20 protein-coding genes are annotated in these 19419 nt (G+C 72.4%); 11 read left to right on the top strand and 9 right to left on the bottom strand.

Annotated elements, in window-relative coordinates; genetic code table 11:
• Positions 1-9: 9 nt before the first annotated feature.
• From NH339_RS07240 to NH339_RS07215, 6 genes are all read right to left on the bottom strand, one after another.
• The gene (locus NH339_RS07240) at positions 10-522 is read right to left on the bottom strand and encodes a GNAT family N-acetyltransferase (protein ID WP_253023924.1); all 513 of its coding nucleotides are present in this window, start codon (positions 520-522) and stop codon (positions 10-12) included.
• Positions 519-1148 (bottom strand): TrmH family RNA methyltransferase, encoded by a 630-nt coding sequence (locus NH339_RS07235; RefSeq protein WP_253023922.1) that lies wholly within the window; start codon positions 1146-1148, stop codon positions 519-521. The genes NH339_RS07240 and NH339_RS07235 overlap by 4 nt, the downstream gene beginning before the upstream one ends.
• Positions 1145-1786 (bottom strand): orotate phosphoribosyltransferase, encoded by a 642-nt coding sequence (pyrE, locus tag NH339_RS07230; protein ID WP_253023920.1) that lies wholly within the window; start codon positions 1784-1786, stop codon positions 1145-1147. The genes NH339_RS07235 and pyrE overlap by 4 nt, the downstream gene beginning before the upstream one ends.
• A 14-nt stretch (positions 1787-1800) precedes the next feature.
• Positions 1801-2505 (bottom strand): class E sortase, encoded by a 705-nt coding sequence (locus tag NH339_RS07225; protein ID WP_253023918.1) that lies wholly within the window; start codon positions 2503-2505, stop codon positions 1801-1803.
• A 197-nt stretch (positions 2506-2702) separates the two neighbouring features.
• Complete coding sequence (locus NH339_RS07220; RefSeq protein ID WP_253023916.1) at positions 2703-3956, bottom strand: DUF1501 domain-containing protein; 1254 nt, start codon at positions 3954-3956, stop codon at positions 2703-2705.
• On the bottom strand, positions 3953-5413 hold the full coding sequence (locus tag NH339_RS07215) for a DUF1800 domain-containing protein (protein ID WP_253023914.1): 1461 nt from the start codon (positions 5411-5413) through the stop codon (positions 3953-3955). The genes NH339_RS07220 and NH339_RS07215 overlap by 4 nt, the downstream gene beginning before the upstream one ends.
• A 172-nt stretch (positions 5414-5585) precedes the next feature.
• On the opposite strand from NH339_RS07215, the gene NH339_RS07210 reads away from it, so the two are divergent.
• Positions 5586-6755, top strand: a complete 1170-nt coding sequence (locus NH339_RS07210) for a pyridoxal phosphate-dependent aminotransferase (protein WP_253023912.1) — start codon at positions 5586-5588, stop codon at positions 6753-6755.
• Positions 6756-6855: 100 nt separating this feature from the next.
• On the opposite strand, the gene NH339_RS07205 is transcribed toward NH339_RS07210, so the two are convergent.
• Positions 6856-7341, bottom strand: coding sequence for an Lrp/AsnC family transcriptional regulator (locus NH339_RS07205; protein WP_253023910.1), 486 nt, complete (start codon positions 7339-7341; stop codon positions 6856-6858).
• A 118-nt stretch (positions 7342-7459) separates the two neighbouring features.
• Between NH339_RS07205 and hppD the strand changes: the two genes are divergently transcribed.
• The 8 genes from hppD (at position 7460) to NH339_RS07165 (ending at position 14307) form a co-directional block, all read left to right on the top strand.
• The gene (gene hppD, locus NH339_RS07200) at positions 7460-8755 is read left to right on the top strand and encodes a 4-hydroxyphenylpyruvate dioxygenase (protein WP_253023908.1); all 1296 of its coding nucleotides are present in this window, start codon (positions 7460-7462) and stop codon (positions 8753-8755) included.
• Positions 8755-10011, top strand: a complete 1257-nt coding sequence (locus NH339_RS07195; protein ID WP_253023906.1) for a homogentisate 1,2-dioxygenase — start codon at positions 8755-8757, stop codon at positions 10009-10011. The genes hppD and NH339_RS07195 overlap by 1 nt, the downstream gene beginning before the upstream one ends.
• Entirely contained in the window at positions 10008-11345 is a 1338-nt protein-coding gene (locus tag NH339_RS07190; RefSeq protein ID WP_253023904.1) for a fumarylacetoacetate hydrolase family protein, read from the top strand. Before NH339_RS07195 ends, NH339_RS07190 begins: the two co-directional genes overlap by 4 nt.
• 284 nt (positions 11346-11629) lie before the next feature.
• A complete protein-coding gene (locus NH339_RS07185; RefSeq protein WP_144433633.1) occupies positions 11630-11788 on the top strand; it encodes a DUF4177 domain-containing protein in 159 nt (52 codons plus the stop codon).
• On the top strand, positions 11785-12252 hold the full coding sequence (locus NH339_RS07180) for a RidA family protein (protein ID WP_253023902.1): 468 nt from the start codon (positions 11785-11787) through the stop codon (positions 12250-12252). Before NH339_RS07185 ends, NH339_RS07180 begins: the two co-directional genes overlap by 4 nt.
• An 8-nt stretch (positions 12253-12260) precedes the next feature.
• Positions 12261-13076, top strand: a complete 816-nt coding sequence (locus tag NH339_RS07175) for an NUDIX hydrolase (RefSeq protein WP_253023900.1) — start codon at positions 12261-12263, stop codon at positions 13074-13076.
• Positions 13069-13839, top strand: a complete 771-nt coding sequence (locus NH339_RS07170; protein ID WP_253023898.1) for an MBL fold metallo-hydrolase — start codon at positions 13069-13071, stop codon at positions 13837-13839. The genes NH339_RS07175 and NH339_RS07170 overlap by 8 nt, the downstream gene beginning before the upstream one ends.
• A 105-nt stretch (positions 13840-13944) precedes the next feature.
• The gene (locus NH339_RS07165) at positions 13945-14307 is read left to right on the top strand and encodes a hypothetical protein (protein WP_253023896.1); all 363 of its coding nucleotides are present in this window, start codon (positions 13945-13947) and stop codon (positions 14305-14307) included.
• Positions 14308-14552: 245 nt separating this feature from the next.
• Here the strand turns inward: NH339_RS07165 and typA are convergent, their stop codons facing one another.
• Positions 14553-16424, bottom strand: coding sequence for a translational GTPase TypA (typA, locus tag NH339_RS07160; protein WP_253023894.1), 1872 nt, complete (start codon positions 16422-16424; stop codon positions 14553-14555).
• Positions 16425-16619: 195 nt separating this feature from the next.
• Here typA and NH339_RS07155 point away from each other — a divergent pair, with 195 nt between their 5' ends.
• Together NH339_RS07155 and NH339_RS07150 are read left to right on the top strand one after the other, a co-directional pair.
• Complete coding sequence (locus NH339_RS07155) at positions 16620-17087, top strand: MarR family winged helix-turn-helix transcriptional regulator (RefSeq protein ID WP_253023892.1); 468 nt, start codon at positions 16620-16622, stop codon at positions 17085-17087.
• Positions 17080-18663, top strand: a complete 1584-nt coding sequence (locus NH339_RS07150; protein ID WP_253023890.1) for a DHA2 family efflux MFS transporter permease subunit — start codon at positions 17080-17082, stop codon at positions 18661-18663. The genes NH339_RS07155 and NH339_RS07150 overlap by 8 nt, the downstream gene beginning before the upstream one ends.
• A 74-nt stretch (positions 18664-18737) precedes the next feature.
• On the opposite strand, the gene NH339_RS07145 is transcribed toward NH339_RS07150, so the two are convergent.
• A partial coding sequence (locus NH339_RS07145; protein ID WP_253023888.1) for an SDR family NAD(P)-dependent oxidoreductase occupies positions 18738-19419 on the bottom strand: 682 nt, incomplete at its 5' end.

Genomic DNA, 19419 nt, shown 5'->3' with positions numbered 1-19419 from the left:
GGCTCGAGCCTAAAGTCGGTCCGCGTCGTCCGCAGTCCCGAACCCCTTCTCGAACCAGTGCCGGGCGTGGGGGTTGTCGTTGTAGCGCTCGATCTCCGCGTACCCGGCGGAGCGGTACAGGGTCAGGGCGGCGACGAGCTGGTCGTTGGTGTCGAGCCGAACGCGGCGGTAGCCGAGGGCGCGGGCGTGCTCCTCGAGCGTGGCCAGCAGCCGACGCCCCAGGCCGGTGCCGCGCGCCCGCGCGTCGACCCACATGCGCTTCACCTCGGCCGACCCGTCGCCGAGGTCGCGCAGCGCCCCGCAGCCGAGCACCTCGCCGTCGAGCTCGCCGCCCCCGGCCGTGGCGAGCAGGAAGACGCCCGTCGGCCCGCGGTAGGGGTCGAGGTCGTCGGGCCCCGGCGCGTAGCCGTCCGCGAGGGTGGCGTCGACCTCGCCCAGGTACGACGTCAGCGCGGCGTGGGCGCGCGGGTCGTCGGGGTCGACGACGTCGAGGCGGACGGACGGGACGGTGGGGGCGGTCAAGGCGACTCCTCGGCGTGCTCACGGATCCATGCGTGCATGGCGATGGCGGCGGCCGCTCCGGCGTTGATCGAGCGGGTCGAGCCGAACTGGGCGATGGAGAGGGTGGTGGCGCAGGCCTCGCGGGCAGCGTCGCTCAGGCCGGGGCCCTCCTGGCCGAAGAGCAGGACGCAGGCACGCGGCAGCGAGGTCGTCTCGAGCGGCACCGCACCGGGCAGGTTGTCGACGCCCAGCAGCGGCAGGCCACGCGTCGCCGCCCAGGAGGCGAGGTCGGCTGCGTCGGCGTGGTGCTCGACGTGCAGGTAGCGGTCGGTGACCATCGCGCCCCGACGGTTCCACCGACGCCGGCCGACGACGTGGACGGCCGCGACGTTGAACGCGTTCGCCGTGCGCACGACGGAGCCGATGTTGAAGTCGTGCTGCCAGTTCTCGACGGCCACGTGCAACGGGTGTCGTCGGGTGTCGAGGTCGGCGACGATCGCGTCGACGGTCCAGTAGCGGTAGCGGTCGACCACGTTGCGGCGGTCGCCGTCGGCGAGCAGCGCAGGGTCGAGGCGTGGGTCGTCGGGGACGGGTCCCACCCAGGGGCCGACGCCGACCTCGTCGCTGCGCTCGTGCTGCTCGCTCACGCGCCGTACTGGTCGCGGTACGCCCGGGCCGCCTGCAGGTGCTCGGCGTGCCGGCCGGACTCCTCGAGGTACTCGATGACGTGGTCGAAGGTCACGATCGCCTCGACCGGGACGCCGAGGTCGCGGCGCACCTCGTCGACCGCCGACAGCTCGCCCGTGCCGCGCTCCTGGCGGTCGACGGCGACGACGATGCCGGCCAGCTCGGCGCCGGCGGCCTCCACGATCGGCACGACCTCGCGGATCGCCTTGCCCGAGGTGATGACGTCGTCGACGAGCAGCACCCGGCCGCGCAGCGGGGCGCCGACCACGACACCGCCCTCCCCGTGGTCCTTCGCCTCCTTGCGGTTGAAGCTCCAGGGGACGTCGCGGTCCTGCGCCTCGGCGAGCTGCACGGCCGTGGCCGCCGCGATCGGGATGCCCTTGTAGGCGGGGCCGAGCAGGACGTCGAACGCCGGGGCACGCTCGGTGATCGCCGCGGCGTAGAAGCGTCCGAGACCCGCGAGCCGGGCGCCGGTGTCGAAGCCGCCGGCGTTGAAGAAGTAGGGCGACGTGCGGCCGGACTTCAGCGTGAACGAGCCGAAGCGCAGGACGTCGTGACCGATCGCGAACTCGACGAACGCGCGCTGGTAGTCGTGCATCGGGGCAGGGGCTCCTAGGCGCTGGGAAGCGGGATCTTGCGCTCCGGGTCCGACTTGTCGACGATCCGGACGAGGTCGCCGACCACGACGTTGCGGTTGTCGGTGTGGAACAGCTCCGAGCAGGTGAGCATGGTCAGGACGTTCTTGGTGGGCGGCTCGCCGCGCAGCGTCGGGTCGGGCACCTGCTGCAGCGGCCAGCCCTCGGTGAAGTCGACCGTGATCGAGTCGCCCGCGTTGCGCAGGACGTAGGTGAAGACGGCCGTGCGCGTCTCGACGTACACGCGGTCGCCCTTGCGCAGCTTGAGGAAGTCGCGGAACGGCTCGCCGTGCGTGACCCGGTGGCCGGCGATGGCGAAGTTGCCGAGCTCGCCCGGCAGGTCGCCCTTGGGGTAGAAGCCGACGCCCTTCGCGAGCGAGCCGGGGTCGAAGCCCTTGACGATGGGGACCTCGTAGTCCTTGCCGAAGCGGGGCACGCGCAGCAGACCGATGTTCTTGCCGTCGGTGCCGTTCTTCCAGTCCTCGGAGATCGCCTCGCGCACCTGGGCCTGCTGCTGCTTGGAGACGATGTTGGTGCCCCAGTACTGCCAGGCGACGTAGCCGAGCACGCTCAGCCCGGCGAGCACGAGGACGAGGCCGATCGCCCCGACGACCGAGAACCGGCGCCGCGGACCCCGACGTCCACCGCCGGGGGCGGGGCGCGGAGGGGCCACGGTGCTCATGTCGGAGATTGTGTCATCCCCTGCCTGACGCCCCGACCGATCGTCGATGTGACCCACATCTCAGCCCGCGAGCGGACATTTCTGGCCGTTCCGGTGGAGACGCTCGCGGCGCGTGCCTATAGTGAAGTCGCTGCCCCGCCGTTTCACCCCCCGAGAACGGCGGGGCAGCTTCATGCCTCCACGCCTCGACGCTGCCCTCAGGCCATGATGCCGAGCGGCCGCTGCACCAGCCCCGGGAAGACCGCGGAGACGTCGACCTCCGGGAAGCGCGAGCGCAGCACCTCGGCCACGACGTCGCGGTAGTCGGTGGTGACGGCCAGGTCGCCGTCGACCTGCTGCTCCGTGCCGAGCCCGGGCCACCGGGCGTGCACGCGACCGCCCCTGACTCCCGCGCCCATGAGCAGGGCGCAGCTGCCGTACCCGTGGTCGACGCCGTTGGCGCCGTTCTCGCGCAGCCGACGTCCGAACTCGCTCATCGTCACGAGCGTGACGCGGTCGGCCGCCGGCCCGAGGTCGGTGAAGAACGCGGCCAGGTTCGTGGCGAGCTCCTCGATGCGGGCCGCCACGTTCCAGCGCAGACCGATGTGGTGGTCCCACCCGCCGGCGTCGATGGCGATGGCGCGCACGCCGAGGCCCGACGTGACGAGGCCGGCGGCGTGCGCCATGGCGCGGCCCGTGTCGCCGGAGGCGTAGCGCGCACCGTTGGCGGGCGGTCTCCGCGCGGCGTCGGCGATGCTGCGGGTGCGTCGGGACAGGGCGTAGGCGTCGAGTCCCGCGGAGCCGACGACGCCGCCACGGCGGCCGTAGGTCGTCTGCAGGAAGCTGCCCAGGGCGCCGCTCAGCCGCGCGTCGTCGGCGAACGGCAGACCGAGGTCGTCGACCGTCTCGGTGGCGACGGCCGGCGCGGGACCGAGCAGCGACGTCGGCATGGTCGTGCTGCCGAGCTGCATCGCGTCGAGCACGTCGGGCTGCGTGCCGAGCCCGGTGATCATGCGGTTGATCCAGCCCACGCGGGCGCTGCTGCCGGGGTCGGCGTCCTCGAGCTCCTCCATCGCCTCGAAGTGGCTGCGGTTGGGGGCCGGGAGCCCGACGGCGTGCACCGCGGCGAGGCTGCCGGCCTGCCACCAGCGCGACAGCGGCGCGAACTTCGGGTGCAGGCCGAACGTGGCGTCGGCGTGCAGCAGCTCGGTGGCCTTGAGCGCCGTGGTCGGGCGGGCGGCGTGGTAGGCCGCCTCCGCGTGCGGCACCACCATCGACAGGCCGTCGGCCCCACCGCGCAGCGACAGCACGACGAGGACGTTCCCGCCGGTGGCGCCGTAGACGGCCGACGTCAGGACGTCGCCGACCATCGACGTGACGACCCCGCCGAGCCCGAGGGCCGCGCCGGAGGCGAGGAGCGAGCGTCGGGTGAGGCCGTAGTCGACGCACCCGCAGTCGTCGGTGCCGGTCATCGCAGCATCCCCTCCGGGGTGTTGAGCACGGTGCCGCGGATGAGGGTCAGGTGCCAGCCCGACACGTCGGCCACGGTCTTGTAGACCGACCCCGAGGCACGGTTGAGCATGGTCGCGACCGCGGCCTGGGTGGTGGCGTCGGCGGGTCGGCCCACGAGCAGCCGCGACTGGTGGTCGACGATCTCCGCGAGCGTGCGCGGGAAGGCGGTCGGGAGCACCGAGGCGGGGGCGGGGAACGCCTGTCCGTCGGCGGAGTTCCAGCGCCCCGCCAGGCTGTAGTGCTGGTTCCAGGCGCCGAGCATGCGCGACGGCGAGGCCCACGTCGTGGACCCTTCCGGGTAGCCGTCGGGGCGCGGCCAGCCGTACGGCTCCTGGCCGAGGCGGCCCGCGGCCCACACGAGGTTGGCGGGGAACGCGTCCTTGCCCCGGAAGCGGACCGGGCGGATGCCGAGCGCCCGCACCGACGCCACGACGTCCTCGACCGGCGCCCGCAGCGTGCGGCGCCGGGCCGCGAGGAACTCCGGGTGGGTCCGGAGCGCCTTGAGCGTCGCGCGGACGTCGCTGCGCGAGGCCCGGTAGGCGGCGGTCACGCTGCGCACGAGCGACGGCGACGGGTCGTCGCCGACGAGCCGGACGCACAGCCGGCGCGCCACCCGCTCGGCGGTGGCGGGGTGCAGCGCCAGGTGGTCGAGGTAGGCCGCCAGGGCCGGTCGACCGTCGGCGGCGGCGTTCGCGTGGGTGAAGCCGAGCACGCGCACGCGACCCGTCCAGTGGTCCTCCGGCGCGTAGGAGGCCGCGAAGGTGTCGAACACCTTGACCTTGTGACCCGTGAGCAGACGGGCGGAGTCCTTCACGTCGTCCTCGGTGTAGCCCGACGCGCGCCCGACCGTGTACAGCTCGAGGAGCTCACGGCCGAGGTTCTCGTTGATGCCGCGCTTGGTGTTGAGGTCGTTGTTGAGCCAGCCCGACATGGCCGGGTGCACGACCGCCGCGCGCAGCAGCTGCCGGTAGCTCGTCAGGGCGAGGCCGCGCAGGGTCTGGTCGTAGTGGAAGCGCCACGGGAAGCTGCGGTCGTGGCCGACCGGCACGTACAGCAGGTTTGACCACACGTCGTGCAGCACCTCCTGCAGCTGCCGGCGCGTGAGGATCTTCTGCACCATCGAGTACTGCGCGAGGTCGAAGCCGTACTGCCAGGCGCCCGACCGTCCGGACCTGACCTCGGCCCAGGCCTTCGCGGGCGTGTGCCCGAGCCGCGGCCACCAGGTGTGCACGGTGGCGGACGGGTCGGCGACCGACGTCGGGGTCAGCTGCGTCGCGAACCAGCGCTCGGCGCCCCCGGCCGCCCGCACCGCGGCGGTGAGCTGCTCGTCGACGCCGAAGGAGAAGCGGGTCACGAGGTGACGGTCGCGCTCGGTCAGCGTGTACGGCCGCACCGACGCGGAGATGCGCGTGGCCATGGTCCCCCTCTCCCTCGGACGTCGAGGACGTCCGACCCGGACCGGCTCCCCCCGGTCCGCGGGCCGCTCCCTCGACCCACGCACCATCATGGGACCAAAGTCCCTGGTCGTCAGGGAAACGCGTCAAGTGGTGCCCGGCTCGCCGTCCCGCGGGCGCGTAGGGTCGCGAGGGATGAGGACGCAGAGCAGCCGGATCGACGGCCTGGGCACCACGATCTTCGCGCGGATGAGCGCGCTCGCCGCCGCGACGGGCGCCGTGAACCTCGGTCAGGGCTTCCCCGACACCGACGGGCCCGACGTCGTGCGCGAGGCAGCGGTCGAGGCGCTGCGCGGCGGCGCGAACCAGTACGCGCCCGGGGTCGGCGTGCCCGCCCTGCGCGAGGCCGTCGCCGAGCACCAGCGCCGCTGGTACGGCCTCGACGTCGATCCCGACACCGAGGTCGTCGTGACGACCGGCGCCACCGAGGCGATCGCCGCCGCGGTGCTGGGCATCGTCGAGCCCGGCGACGAGGTCGTCGTGCTCGAGCCGTACTACGACTCCTACGTCGCGGTGCTCCAGATGGCCGGCGCGGTGCGTCGACCCGTGACGCTGCGCGCGCCCGACTTCCGGCTCCCGCGCGAGCAGCTGCGCGCCGCCGTGACGCCACGGACGACCGCGATCCTGCTGAACACGCCGCACAACCCGACCGGCACCGTGCTGACCCCGGACGAGCTCGCGGCCGTCGCGCAGGTGGCGCGCGAGCACGACCTCGTCGTCATCAGCGACGAGGTGTACGAGCACCTCACCTTCGACGTCCCCCACGTGCCGATCGCGACGCTGCCGGGCATGTGGGAGCGGACGCTCACGATCTCCAGCGGCGGCAAGACGTTCTCCTTCACCGGCTGGAAGGTCGGGTGGGCGAGCGGGCCGGCGCCCCTCGTCGCGTCGGTGCTCGGCGCCAAGCAGTTCCTGACCTTCACGTCGGGGTCGCCGCTGCAGCCCGCCGTCGCCGCGGCCCTGCGGCTCGACGACGACTACTTCGCGGACTTCCGCGCGGGGATGCGCGCACGTCGCGACCGGCTCTGCGCGGGGCTGGCCGACGTCGGCCTCGGCGTCGTCGTGCCCGACGGCACGTACTTCGCCACCACCGACATCCGCCCGCTCGGGTTCGAGGACGGCCTCGACTTCTGCCTGCGCCTGCCCGAGCTGGCCGGGGTCGTCGCCGTCCCCCACCAGGTGTTCCACGACCCCGACACCCCCCTCGAGGACAACCCCGGCCGCCCCTACGTCCGGTGGGCGTTCTGCAAGCGTCCCGAGGTGATCGACGAGGCCGTGCGTCGGCTCAGGTCGCTGCGGGTCTGACGGTTTACCACGGTCCCGTGGTGAACGTCGTCCTCCCGGGGGAATTTTGCCTCGGGGGGACGGGGTTTACCACGGGACCGTGGTAAACCGTGCCGGTCGCTCAGCGGTAGCGGGGGGCGCGGCCGCCGGCCTGGACGTCGCGGGCGAGGACGGGGAGGACGCGGGGGGCGACGAGCTCGCTGAGCACGACGATGCTCGTGGAGCGGACGATCGAGCCCGAGGTGCTCATGTGGAGCAGCACGTCCTGCAGGTCGGCGTGCGAGGACGCGGCGATCTTGCAGACGACGTCGGCGGTGCCGCTCGTGACGTAGGCCTCGAGCACGTTCGGCAGCGACTCGAGCTCGGCGCGCACGTCGTCGAGGCGGCCCTGCGCGATCTCCAGCGTCGCGAAGGCGAGGACGGTGTGGCCGGCGGCGGCGAGGTCGACGTCGGGGCCGTAGCCCGTGATGACGCCCGACGCCTCCATCTTCGCCAGCCGCGACTGCACGGTCGCGCGGGCGACGCCGACGACCCGCGACAGCTCGAGGTCACCCGCGCGCGGGTGCTCACGCAGCGCCTCGACGAGGGCGAGGTCGAGAGCATCCACGGCGACTCCTGGGCAGATCGACTAGTCCACAGCCACCCTACTCGGCAGAGGTGGCCGACCTGACCAGGACGAGACGGGCAGGTTGCCAAGACGCGACCCAGCAGGTGACCTGGGGCACATGACGACCACGCCGACGCACGCCCCGACGACCGACCAGACCGCCGCCCTCACCGGCAGCGAGCGGCTCGCCCAGCTCGACCTCGACCAGCTCCGCCAGCTCGTGGGCCTCGTCGAGTACGACGCCTCGCACGACCCGTTCCCCGTCACCGGCTGGGACGCGGTCGTGTGGGCGGTCGGCAACGCGACGCAGGCCGCCGGCTACTACGAGAACGTCTACGGCATGGAGGTCGTCGCCTACTCGGGCCCGGAGACCGGCAACCGCGACCACCACGCCTACGTGCTCCAGGGCGGCGCCGTCCGGTTCGTGCTGTGCGGTGCCGTCGACCCCGACTCGGCGATCGCCGACCACCACCGCGCGCACGGCGACGGCGTCGTCGACATCGCCCTCGAGGTGCCCGACGTCGACCGCTGCGTCGAGCACGCCCGCGCGCAGGGCGCCACGGTGCTCGAGGAGCCGCACGACGTGACCGACGAGCACGGCACCGTCCGCCGGGCGGCGATCGCGACGTACGGCGACACGCGCCACTCCCTCGTCGACCGCAGCCGGTACTCCGGTCCGTACCTGCCCGGCTTCGTCGAGCGCCGCACCACCGCCGCGCGCCCCGGCACGGCGGGGGTGCCGGGCCACGGGCGGCAGGACAGCACGGCGGGGGTGCCGGGCCACGGGCGGCAGAACGACGCCGTGTTCCAGGCGCTCGACCACGTCGTCGGCAACGTCGAGCTGGGTCACATGGACGAGTGGGTCGACTTCTACCACCGGGTCATGGGCTTCACGAACATGGCCGAGTTCATCGGCGACGACATCGCGACCGACTACTCGGCGCTGATGAGCAAGGTCGTGGCCAGCGGCAACCACCGGGTGAAGTTCCCGCTCAACGAGCCGGCGGTCGCGAGGAAGAAGTCGCAGATCGACGAGTACCTGGAGTTCTACCGCGGGCCCGGCGCGCAGCACCTCGCGCTCGCGACGGCCGACATCCTGGCCGCCGTCGACGTCCTCCGCGAGCGCGGCGTGGAGTTCCTGGCGACCCCCGACAGCTACTACACCGACCCGGAGCTGCGGGCCCGCATCGGCGAGGTGCGGGTGCCGATCGAGGAGCTGCAGCTTCGCGGCATCCTGGTCGACCGCGACGAGGACGGCTACCTGCTGCAGATCTTCACCAAGCCCGTGGGCGACCGTCCGACGGTGTTCTTCGAGCTGATCGAGCGGCACGGCTCGCTCGGGTTCGGCAAGGGCAACTTCCAGGCGCTGTTCGAGGCCATCGAGCGCGAGCAGGCCAAGCGCGGGAACTTCTGATGGCCCACTACCGGCGCGCCGGGTCGGTGCCGCCGAAGCGGCACACCCAGCACCGCTCCCCCGACGGCCGGCTCTACCGCGAGGAGCTGATGGGCGAGGAGGGCTTCAGCTCCGACTCCTCGCTGCTCTACCACGTGGGCGTGCCGTCGGCGGTGCTCGAGGCGCGGCGGTGGGAGCTGCCCGACCAGGCGACAACGCCGAACGAGCCGCTGCTCCCCCGGCACCTGCGGCTGCACGACCTCTTCACCGACGACCCGGCCGGCGCCGCCGGCGGGGGTGCCGGGCCGTGGGCGGCGAAGGGATCGAACCCGGTCGAGCACCGACGGCTGGTGCTGGCCAACGGGGACGTGCGGATCTCCTACGTGGTGGCGGGCGCGGCGTCGCCGCTGTACCGCAACGCCACGGGCGACGAGATCGTGTTCGTCGAGGCCGGCACGGGCGTGCTCGAGACCGTCTTCGGCCACCTGACCTACGGGCCGGGCGACTACCTGGTCGTGCCCCGCGCGACGACGCACCGCTACGTCCCGGACTCGTCGCGCCGCCCAGGGCCCGGCACCCCTGCCGCGGAGCCGTCGCGCCTGTACTGCATCGAGGCGAACGGCCACGTGGCCCCGCCGAGGCGCTACCTGTCGCGCTACGGCCAGCTGCTGGAGCACGCGCCCTACTGCGAGCGCGACCTGCGCGGCCCGGGCGAGCCCGAGGTCCGCCAGGAGACCGAGGTCGAGGTGCTCGTGAAGCACCGCGGCAGCGGACCCGGAGGCCTCGCAGGCACCGTGCACGTGGTGCCGGAGCACCCGTTCGACGTGGTCGGCTGGGACGGCTGCCTGTACCCCTACGCGCTCAGCGTGCACGACTTCGAGCCGATCACGGGCCGCATCCACCAGCCGCCGCCGGTGCACCAGGTCTTCGAGGGGAACAGCTTCGTGGTCTGCAACTTCGTGCCCCGCAAGGTCGACTACCACCCCCTTGCGATCCCCGTGCCGTACTACCACGCGAACGTCGACAGCGACGAGATCATGTTCTACGTGGACGGCGACTACGAGGCCCGCAAGGGCTCCGGCATCGGCAGGGGCTCGGTCAGCGTGCACCCCGGCGGGCACTCGCACGGTCCGGTCCCCGCGGCGATCGAGGCGAGCCTCGGCGCGGAGTCCTTCGACGAGCTGGCCGTCATGGTCGACACGTTCCGGCCGCTCGAGCTGGGCGAGGGCGGGCGCGCGGTCGACGACGGCGTCTACCACCGCTCCTGGTCGCGATGACGTCGGCGGCGCCGGACTGGGGCACGACGACGTTGCCCTGGTGCTCGTTCAGCGTCGACGACGGCTCGCGCCGGGTCGGCGTCGGCGTGGGCCGCTCGGTGCTCGACGTCGGCGCGGCGCTGCCGTGGCTCGCCGACGAGGTGGCCGACGGCACGCTCGACGCGCTGCTGGCACACGGCCCCGACCGCCGCGACGAGGTACGTCGGGAGGTCGCCGACCTGGTGGGCACGCGGACCGACGACCTCCCTCTCGTGCCGGTGGCCGACGCGACCCTGCACCTGCCGTGGACGGTGCGCGACTACGTCGACTTCTACGCGTCCGAGCACCACGCCGCCGCGGTCGGCCGGCTCTTCCGCCCCGGCGCCGATCCGCTGCCGGCGGCCTGGAAGCACCTGCCGATCGGCTACCACGGGCGTGCGGGCACCGTCGTCGTCTCGGGCACCGACGTCCGTCGTCCGAGCGGCCAGCGTCGCGAGCCCGACGGCGCCGTGACGTTCGGCCCCTCGACGCGGCTCGACCTGGAGGCCGAGGTCGGGTTCGTCGTCGCCGGGCCGGCCACCCGAGGCCCGCTCACCCTGGCCGAGGCCGAGGACCGGCTGTTCGGCGTGGTGCTGGTGAACGACTGGTCGGCGCGCGACCTGCAGGCGTGGGAGTACGTGCCGCTCGGACCGTTCCTGGGCAAGTCGTTCGCGACGTCGGTCTCGGCCTGGGTCGTCCCGATGCAGGCGCTGCGGCACGCCCGGACCGCACCACCACCGCGCGACGTCCCGCTGCTGCCCTACCTCGACGACACGTCGGTGCCGGCGGGCGCGCTCGACCTCGCGCTCGAGGTGCGGATCGACGACGAGGTCGTGTCGCGGCCGCCGTACCGCGCGATGTACTGGACCCCGGCCCAGATGCTGGCGCACCTGTGCGTCAACGGTGCGTCGGTGCGCCCGGGCGACCTGTTCGCGTCGGGCACCGTGAGCGGACCGGCACGCGGGGAGAGCGGCGCGCTCATCGAGCTCACCGCGAACGGTGCCGAGCCGGTCGTGCTGCGCGACGGCTCCACCCGCGCGTTCCTGCACGACGGCGACGAGGTCACCGTCAGCGCGACGGCACCGGGGCCGGACGGCGGGCGGGTGCCGTGCGCTTCGTGCTCGTCGACCGTGGTCGGCCGGCGGAGGCGGTCGCCGTGCGGCGCGGCGCCCGGGCCGGAGGGTTCCGGGCGGTGGACCGTCCCGACCGTCCGGTCTGCCTCGAGCGTGCGGGGCGCGGTCGCGCCAGGAACACCACGACGTCGACCACGACGAGCAGGACGTAGGCGGCAGCCGCCACCGCGAGGAACCAGGTGACCGGGTTGCCCAGCAGGAAGTCGCGGGTCGTCCCGGTGGGGGTCAGCGGAGGCAGCTCGGTGCGCTCGTCGCCCGTCATGGAGACGACCTGCAGGAGGAACGGCAGCACCTTCGTCACCCCGACGAGCACGGCCGAGACCACGAGGGCACGACCGATCCGTGTCGGGGGGAAGATCGACATGGGGTGAGCCTTCCACGACCGTGCCCCTCCTGTCCCGCGAACCGCGAGGATGTGACCACCCTCGCCGACACCGGTACGGACCGCCCGCCGCTACAGTCGGTCCATGACGCAGTGGGAGTACCTGACCGCACCGGTGCTGGTGCACGCGACCAAGCAGATCCTCGACAACTTCGGCCGCGACGGCTGGGAGCTCGTGCAGATCGTGCCGGGCATGAACCCCGAGAACCTCGTGGCCTACTTCAAGCGGCCGGTCCAGTCGTGAACGACGGCACCGTCGAGCGGCGTCTGGCCGACCTCGGCCTGACGCTGCCGGAGGTGGCGGCACCGCTCGCGTCGTACGTGCCCGCGGTGCGCTCCGGTGCCCACGTGTTCACGGCCGGCCAGCTGCCGTTGTCGTCGGGCGAGCTCGTCGCGACCGGCAAGGTCGGCGGCGAGGTGTCCGCCGAGGAGGCCCAGGCTGCCGCGCGCCAGTGCGCCCTGAACGCGCTCGCGGCGGTCAAGTCGGTCGTCGGCTCGCTCGACGCCGTGCGCCAGGTCGTCAAGGTCACCGTCTTCGTGGCCAGCACCCCGGACTTCACCGGTCAGCCCGTGGTGGCGAACGGGGCCAGCGAGCTGCTCGGCGACGTGTTCGGCGACGCCGGACGGCACGCTCGCAGCGCCGTGGGCGTGCCCGTGCTGCCGATCGACGCACCCGTCGAGGTCGAGCTCGTCGTCGAGGTCGACTGACCGTGCGGGTGCCGATCCCGGACGTGTTCCGCGACCGCGTCGCCACGTGGGACGGCAGCCCGGCGCCGACGCGCGCCGCGGCGACCATCGCCCTCGTGCGACCCGGCGTCGGCGGGCCCGAGACCTACCTGCTGCGTCGTCAGCAGACGATGGCGTTCGCGCCCGGCATGTACGTCTTCCCCGGCGGAGGTCTGCAGGAGTCCGACCGCGAGGTGGTCGGCTGGGTCGGCCCGTCGTCGAGCCAGTGGGGCGAGCGGCTCGGCTGCGACCCCGACACCGCGCGCGCCCTCGTCGTCGCGGCGGTGCGGGAGACGTTCGAGGAGTCCGGGATCCTGTTCGCGGGCGCCGACGAGCACTCCGTCGTCGCCGACACCTCCTCGCCCGAGCTGCAGAAGGCCCGGCTCGACCTCGACGCCGGCGAGCTGAGCTTCGGCGACTTCCTGGGCGCGCGCGACCTGGTGCTGCGCTCGGACCTCCTCGGCGCGTGGTCGCACTGGATCACCCCGGCGTTCGAGCCGCGCCGCTACGACACGCGCTTCTTCGTCGCCGCCGTGCCGCGGGGGCAGAGCGTCGGCACGCTGCCCGGCGAGGCGGACCGTGCGACATGGGCGTCGATCGCGTCGGTGCTCGAGGCCGTCAAGGCGGACGAGGCGGCCATGCTGCCGCCCACCTGGATCACCTGCCGCGAGCTGGCGCAGGCCGACCCGGCCACGCTGGTCGACGACGCGCGGGCCCGGGAGGTCCGCCCGATCGAGCCCCGGCTGGTCAAGGTCGACGGCGAGTGGTTCCTGGACAACCCGATCGAGGAGGAGACCCATGGCTGAGCCGATCGAGGTCACCGAGCGCGCCAGCGTGGTGCGCGCGGACAACCCGGGCATCATGACGCTCGAGGGGACCAACACGTGGATCCTGCGGGAGCCCGGTGCGCGTCGGTCGGTCGTGGTCGACCCCGGCCCCGACGATCCCGCCCACCTCGACGCGGTGCTGGCGGCGGCGGGCGACGTCGGGCTGGTGCTGTACACGCACCACCACGGCGACCACACCGACGCCTTCGACACGATGCGCGAGCGCACGGGTGCCCCGGCCCGGGCGGTGACCGACCGGTTCTGCGCCGACGCGATGCCGCTGACCGACGGCGAGGAGCTCGAGGTCGACGGGCTGCGGCTCGTGGTGCTGCTGACGCCGGGCCACACGCGCGACTCGGCCTGCCTGCGCCTGGCCGACGAGGCTACCGTGCTCACCGGCGACACCGTGCTCGGTCGCGGCACGACGGTGGTGGCGCACCCCGACGGGCAGCTGGGCCCCTACCTCGACTCCCTGGCGCAGCTGCGCCAGCTCGTGGAGGAGGGCTGCGCCGACCGCATCCTCCCCGGCCACGGTCCCGTCGTCGACGACCCGGGCGCGGTGCTCGACCACTACCTCGACCACCGCGAGGAGCGTCTCGACCAGGTGCGCGCCGCGGTCGCGGCGGGCCACGACACCCCCCGCGCCGTCGTCGAGCACGTCTACGCCGACGTCGACCCGGTGCTCTGGGACGCCGCCGAGCTCAGCGTCCGCGCCCAGCTCGAGTACCTGCAGCAGTCCTAGTCCCTACGTCTCGGACACTTCCGGGGCGGTTGAGGCGCCTTCGGTGCCCCGGAACGGTCCGAAAATCCGTGGGTGGAGCGGCACGTCGGATGCGAGGGTGAGGTCGTGGACGAACCGATGGAGATCCGCGTCATGTGGGACTACGGCGCGGGCGAGTGCCTCTGGGGCGACGAGGGCGGGACCGACGGCGAGGAGTTCGGCCTGAGCGACGGCCTGCGCCGCGACCTCCAGGCCTTCGGGGACCGGTGCGAGGCCAACGTCCCGCCCCAGGTGTACGACGACCGCTGGGACGGCGTCTTCCTCATGCAGAGGTGGGTGCGCTGGAAGTACGCCATCTCCGACCTGCGGACTGGGGCCGCCCGGCAGCGACGGCGCGAGTTCGAGGAGCTCCGCCTGGTAGGCGAGGACCTCGCCCGACGCGTGCAGGACGAGGTCGGCCCGGCGTACGTCGTCCGGTACCAGCACTGACCGGCAGGACCCGACCGCCCGGAGGAGGGGTGGGCGGTAGGTGAGCCGCGGCTCGTGGACGCGAACGGTAGGAGGGCGGCGGATCAGGAGCGGAACGACGCAGGTCACCTACCAACCGCACCGTCGAACCGCGCGGTTCCGCAGGTCACCTACCGCCTCGACGCCCCGACACGTCGTCGTGCCGCCCACGTACGCCGACGGGGCGCCTCCCGGGTGGGAGGCGCCCCGTCGGGGGGTGGTGCGGGTCAGCGGCGCGACTTCGCGGCGCGGGCGCGCTCGGAGACGTTGAGGATGACCTTGCGGATGCGCACGTGCGAGGGGGTCACCTCGACGCACTCGTCCTCGCGGCAGAACTCCAGGCACTGCTCGAGCGACAGCTTCTTCGGGGGGATGACCTTCTCGAAGTTGTCCGACGTCGCCGAGCGGATGTTGGTCTGCTTCTTCTCCTTGGTGATGTTGACGTCCATGTCGTCGTCACGGGAGTTCTCGCCGACGATCATGCCCTCGTAGACCTCGGTCGCAGGCTCGACGAACAGCACGCCGCGCTCCTGCAGGTTGGTCATCGCGAACGACGTGACCGCGCCGGCGCGGTCGGCGACCAGCGAGCCCGACGGGCGGGTCGAGATGTCGCCGAACCACGGCTCGTAGCCCTCGGAGATGTGGTGGGCGATGCCCGTGCCGCGGGTGTCGGTGAGGAACTCGGTGCGGAAGCCGATGAGGCCGCGCGCCGGCACCAGGAACTCCATGCGGACCCAGCCGGTGCCGTGGTTGATCATCTGCTCCATGCGACCCTTGCGGACCGCGAGCAGCTGCGTGATCGTGCCGAGGTACTCCTCGGGCGCGTCGATGGTGAGGCGCTCGACCGGCTCGTGCAGCTTGCCGTCGATCTCCTTCGTGACCACCTGCGGCTTGCCGACCGTGAGCTCGTAGCCCTCGCGACGCATCTGCTCGACGAGGATCGCCAGGGCCAGCTCACCGCGACCCTGGACCTCCCAGGCGTCGGGACGGTCGGTCGGGAGCACCCGGATCGAGACGTTGCCGATGAGCTCGGAGTCGAGACGGTCCTTGACGAGCCGGGCGGTGACCTTCGTGCCCTTCTCGCGGCCGGCGAGCGGCGACGTGTTCGTGCCGATCGTCATCGAGATGGCCGGCTCGTCGACGTGGATGAGCGGCAGCGCGACCGGGTTCTCCGGGTCGGCCAGCGTCTCGCCGATGTTGATGTCGGCGATGCCCGCGATGGCGACGATGTCGCCGGGGCCGGCCGACTCGCCGGGCTTGCGCTCGAGCGCCTCCGTGACGAGCAGCTCGGTGATCTTGACCCGCTCGGTCGAGCCGTCACGCTTCATCCACGCGACCTGCTGACCCTTCTTCAGGGTGCCCTCCTTGACGCGGACGAGCGCCAGGCGGCCGAGGAACGGCGAGGAGTCGAGGTTCGTGACGTGCGCCTGCAGCGGCGCGCCCTCGGTGTACTCGGGGGCGGGCACGGCGTCGAGGATCGTCTGGAACAGCGGGACCAGGTTGTCGTTGTCGGGCAGGCCGCCGTCGGCGGGCTGCTCGAGGGACGCGCGGCCGGCCTTCGCCGACGCGTACACGACGGGGAAGTCGAGGGCGTCGTCGCCGGCGTCGTCGGGCAGGAGGTCGAGGAACAGGTCGTAGGTCTCGTCGACGACCTCGGCGATGCGCGAGTCGGGACGGTCGACCTTGTTGACGACCAGGATGACCGGCATCTTCGCGGCGAGCGCCTTGCGGAGCACGAAGCGGGTCTGCGGGAGCGGGCCCTCGGACGCGTCGACGAGGAGCACGACGGCGTCGACCATGGACAGGCCGCGCTCGACCTCGCCACCGAAGTCGGCGTGGCCGGGGGTGTCGATGATGTTGATGACGACACCACCGTCGGGGGCGCCGGGGCCCTCGTAGCGGACGGCCGTGTTCTTCGCGAGGATGGTGATGCCCTTCTCGCGCTCGAGGTCGCCGGAGTCCATGACTCGGTCGGTGACCTCCTGGTGCTCGGCGTAGGCGCCCTGCTGCTGGAGCATGGCGTCGACGAGCGTGGTCTTGCCGTGGTCGACGTGGGCGACGATCGCGACGTTGCGCAGATCGTGACGGCGGGTGGACATGCGGAACTTCCTCGCGCTGGATGATCAGGAGCGCTCGGACCGAGCGCGACGGGCCTGGCACGGAGTGCGGCCTCGAGAAGTCTAGTCGTGCCGTGGCCGTGCTCCTGCCACCTGGACGCTCTGCAGCTCCGAAACTAGATGCAGGTCACAATCATCGCGTTGCTGCAATGGTTGCGTGTGCGTTAGCATCGACCGGTGACCACCGACCGGAACGACGTGTACGAGCGGCTCGAGCTGTTCGTCCAGCGCCTCATGAGCTGCGTGCACGCGGAGGGGCTCGACCAGCTGGTCGAGCTCGACCTCTCCATGTCGCAGGCGCGCGCGATGTTCACCGTCGCGCTCGCCGACCGACCCCTCGCGATCAACGAGATCGCGACGTCCATCGGCCTGTCGGTCGCGGCCGCAGGCCGCACCGTCGACCAGCTGGTGAGGCTCGGCTGCCTGGAGCGTCACGAGAGCCCCGACGACCGTCGCGTCAAGCTCGTCGCCCTGACGAAGCGCGGCTTCGACGCCGTCGACCAGCAGATGGAGCACAAGCGGCGCGCCCTGCGGGTCGTCGCCGAGCAGCTCCAGCCCGACCACGCCGAGGACCTGCACCGGGTCCTCGGCCAGATCCTCGAGAGCGATGCTCTGCGAGTACCGGAGAAGGAAGACCATGTCTGACCAGACCACCGTCGATGCCTCGACGTCCGTCCCGGACGACGACCGCATCACGCCCGAGATCCTGAAGGTCGCCGGTGTCGTCGTGCTCGGCGCCATCATGTCGATCCTCGACATCACCGTCGTCAACGTCGCGCTGCCGACGTTCCAGAAGGCCTTCGACGTCACCGAGCTGTCCACGGTCGCGTGGTCGGTCACCGGCTACACGCTCGCGCTCGCGGCCGTCATCCCGCTGACCGGCTGGGCCGCCGACCGCTTCGGCACCAAGCGGCTCTACATGACCGCGATCGCGCTGTTCACGATCGGCTCGGTCCTCTGCGCCTCCGCCTGGAGCATCGAGTCGCTCGTCGCGTTCCGCGTGCTGCAAGGCCTCGGCGGCGGCATGCTGATGCCGCTCGGCATGACGATCATGACCCGGGCCGCGGGCCCGCACCGCATGGGACGCCTCATGGCGATCCTCGGCATCCCGATGCTGCTCGGCCCGATCATGGGCCCGATCCTCGGCGGCTGGCTCATCGAGATCGCCTCGTGGCACTGGATCTTCCTCATCAACCTGCCGCTCGGCATCGCCGCGTTCGTCTACGCGCTGGTGATCCTGCCGAAGGACCACGCCGAGCCCAGCGAGTCCTTCGACGTCGTCGGCATGCTGCTGATGTCGCCCGGCCTCGCGCTCTTCCTGTTCGGTGTCTCCTCCATCCCGGAGACCGGCACCGTCGAGTCGACCCGCGTGCTGCTGCCCTCGATCGTGGGCGCGCTGCTCATCGTCGGCTTCGTGTTCTGGGCCTTCAAGCCCAAGCACCCGCTGCTCGACCTGCGCCTGTTCAAGGACCGCAACCTCGCCGTCGCGACCATCACGATGTTCCTGTTCGTCGGCGCGTTCTTCGGCGCCCTGCTGCTCGTCCCCACCTACTTCCAGCAGGTGCGTGGCGAGAGCGTCCTGAAGGCCGGCCTGCTCGTCGCCCCGCAGGGCATCGGCGCCATGCTGACCATGCCGATCGCCGGCACGCTCGTCGACCGCATGCCGGTCGGCCGCATCGTCCCGTTCGGCTTCGTCGGCATCATCGTCGGCGTCACCGGCCTGGCGTTCAGCACCGACCCGAGCACGCCGGTCTGGCACATCATGGCCTGGCTGTTCATCATGGGCCTCGGCATGGGCGGCACGATGATGCCGATCTTCACGTCGGCGCTGAAGACGCTCAAGGCCCACGACGTCGCCCGCGGCTCGACGCTGATCAACGTGGTGCAGCAGGTGGCCAGCTCCATCGGCGTCGCGATCATGACGGTGCTGCTCACCAACGGCATCAAGAACTCGGCCGCCGCCAGCGCCGCCCAGGAGATCGGGACGGCCCAGGCCGCCGGTCAGCAGCCGCCGGCCGACGCCGCCGAGACCGCGCAACGCCTCGGTGACAGCTTCCTGCCGACCGTCCTGCAGGACACGGCCGACGCCTTCCACCACACCTACCTGGTGGCGCTCGCGCTGATCGTCGTCGCCCTCGTGCCCGTGGCGTTCATGCCCCGCAAGCGCGAGGCGTCGCACCTGCTCGACGACGAGGGTCGTCCGCCCGTCGTCGTGCACTGAGCACCGCGTCGGACGGACGAGGGCCCCGCACCGGTCGGTGCGGGGCCCTCGTACGTCTACCCCTGGGAGGTCGGTCAGGAGGTGCGGTGCACCTTGTGCTGCGACGCCTGCGCGATCGGCTTCACGACCACGAGGTCGACGTTGACGTGCTGCGGTCGGGTGGCGACCCAGGTGACCACGTCGGCGACGTCGTCGGCCGTGAGCGGCTCGTCGACACCCCGGTAGACGGCGTCGGCGCGCTCGGTGTCGCCGTCGAAGCGGGTCAGCGCGAACTCCTCGGTGCGCACCATGCCGGGCGCGACCTCGCACACTCGCACGGGACGGCCGAGGAGCTCGAGGCGCAGCGTCTCGGTCATGACGGCCACGCCGTGCTTGGCGGCCGTGTACCCGCCGCCGCCCTCGTAGGCGATGCGACCCGCGGTCGAGCCGACGTTGAGCACCGTGCCTGCGCCGCTCGCCTCGAGCGCGGGCAGCAGTGCGCGGGTGACCTGCAGCGTCCCGATGACGTTCGTCTCGTACATGGAGCGCCAGTCGTCCGGGTTCGCGTCGGCGACCGGGTCGAGCCCGATCGCCCCGCCGGCGTTGTTGACCAGCAGGCTCACGGCCGGCCCGGCGGCCTCGGCCAGCGCCGCCACCTGCTCGGCGTCGGTGACGTCGCAGGGCACGGCCAGGCCGTCGATCTCGGCGGCCAGCGCCTCGATCCGCTCGACCCGGCGCGCCGCGCACACCACGCGGTAGCCGGCGCGGGCCAGCTGG

It is taken from the genome of Aeromicrobium sp. CnD17-E (genome assembly GCF_024124745.1).
Classification (GTDB): Bacteria; Actinomycetota; Actinomycetes; order Propionibacteriales; family Nocardioidaceae; genus Aeromicrobium.
Note: the sequence above shows the minus strand (reverse complement) of the source record. Positions and strands in the feature narration are given on the sequence as shown.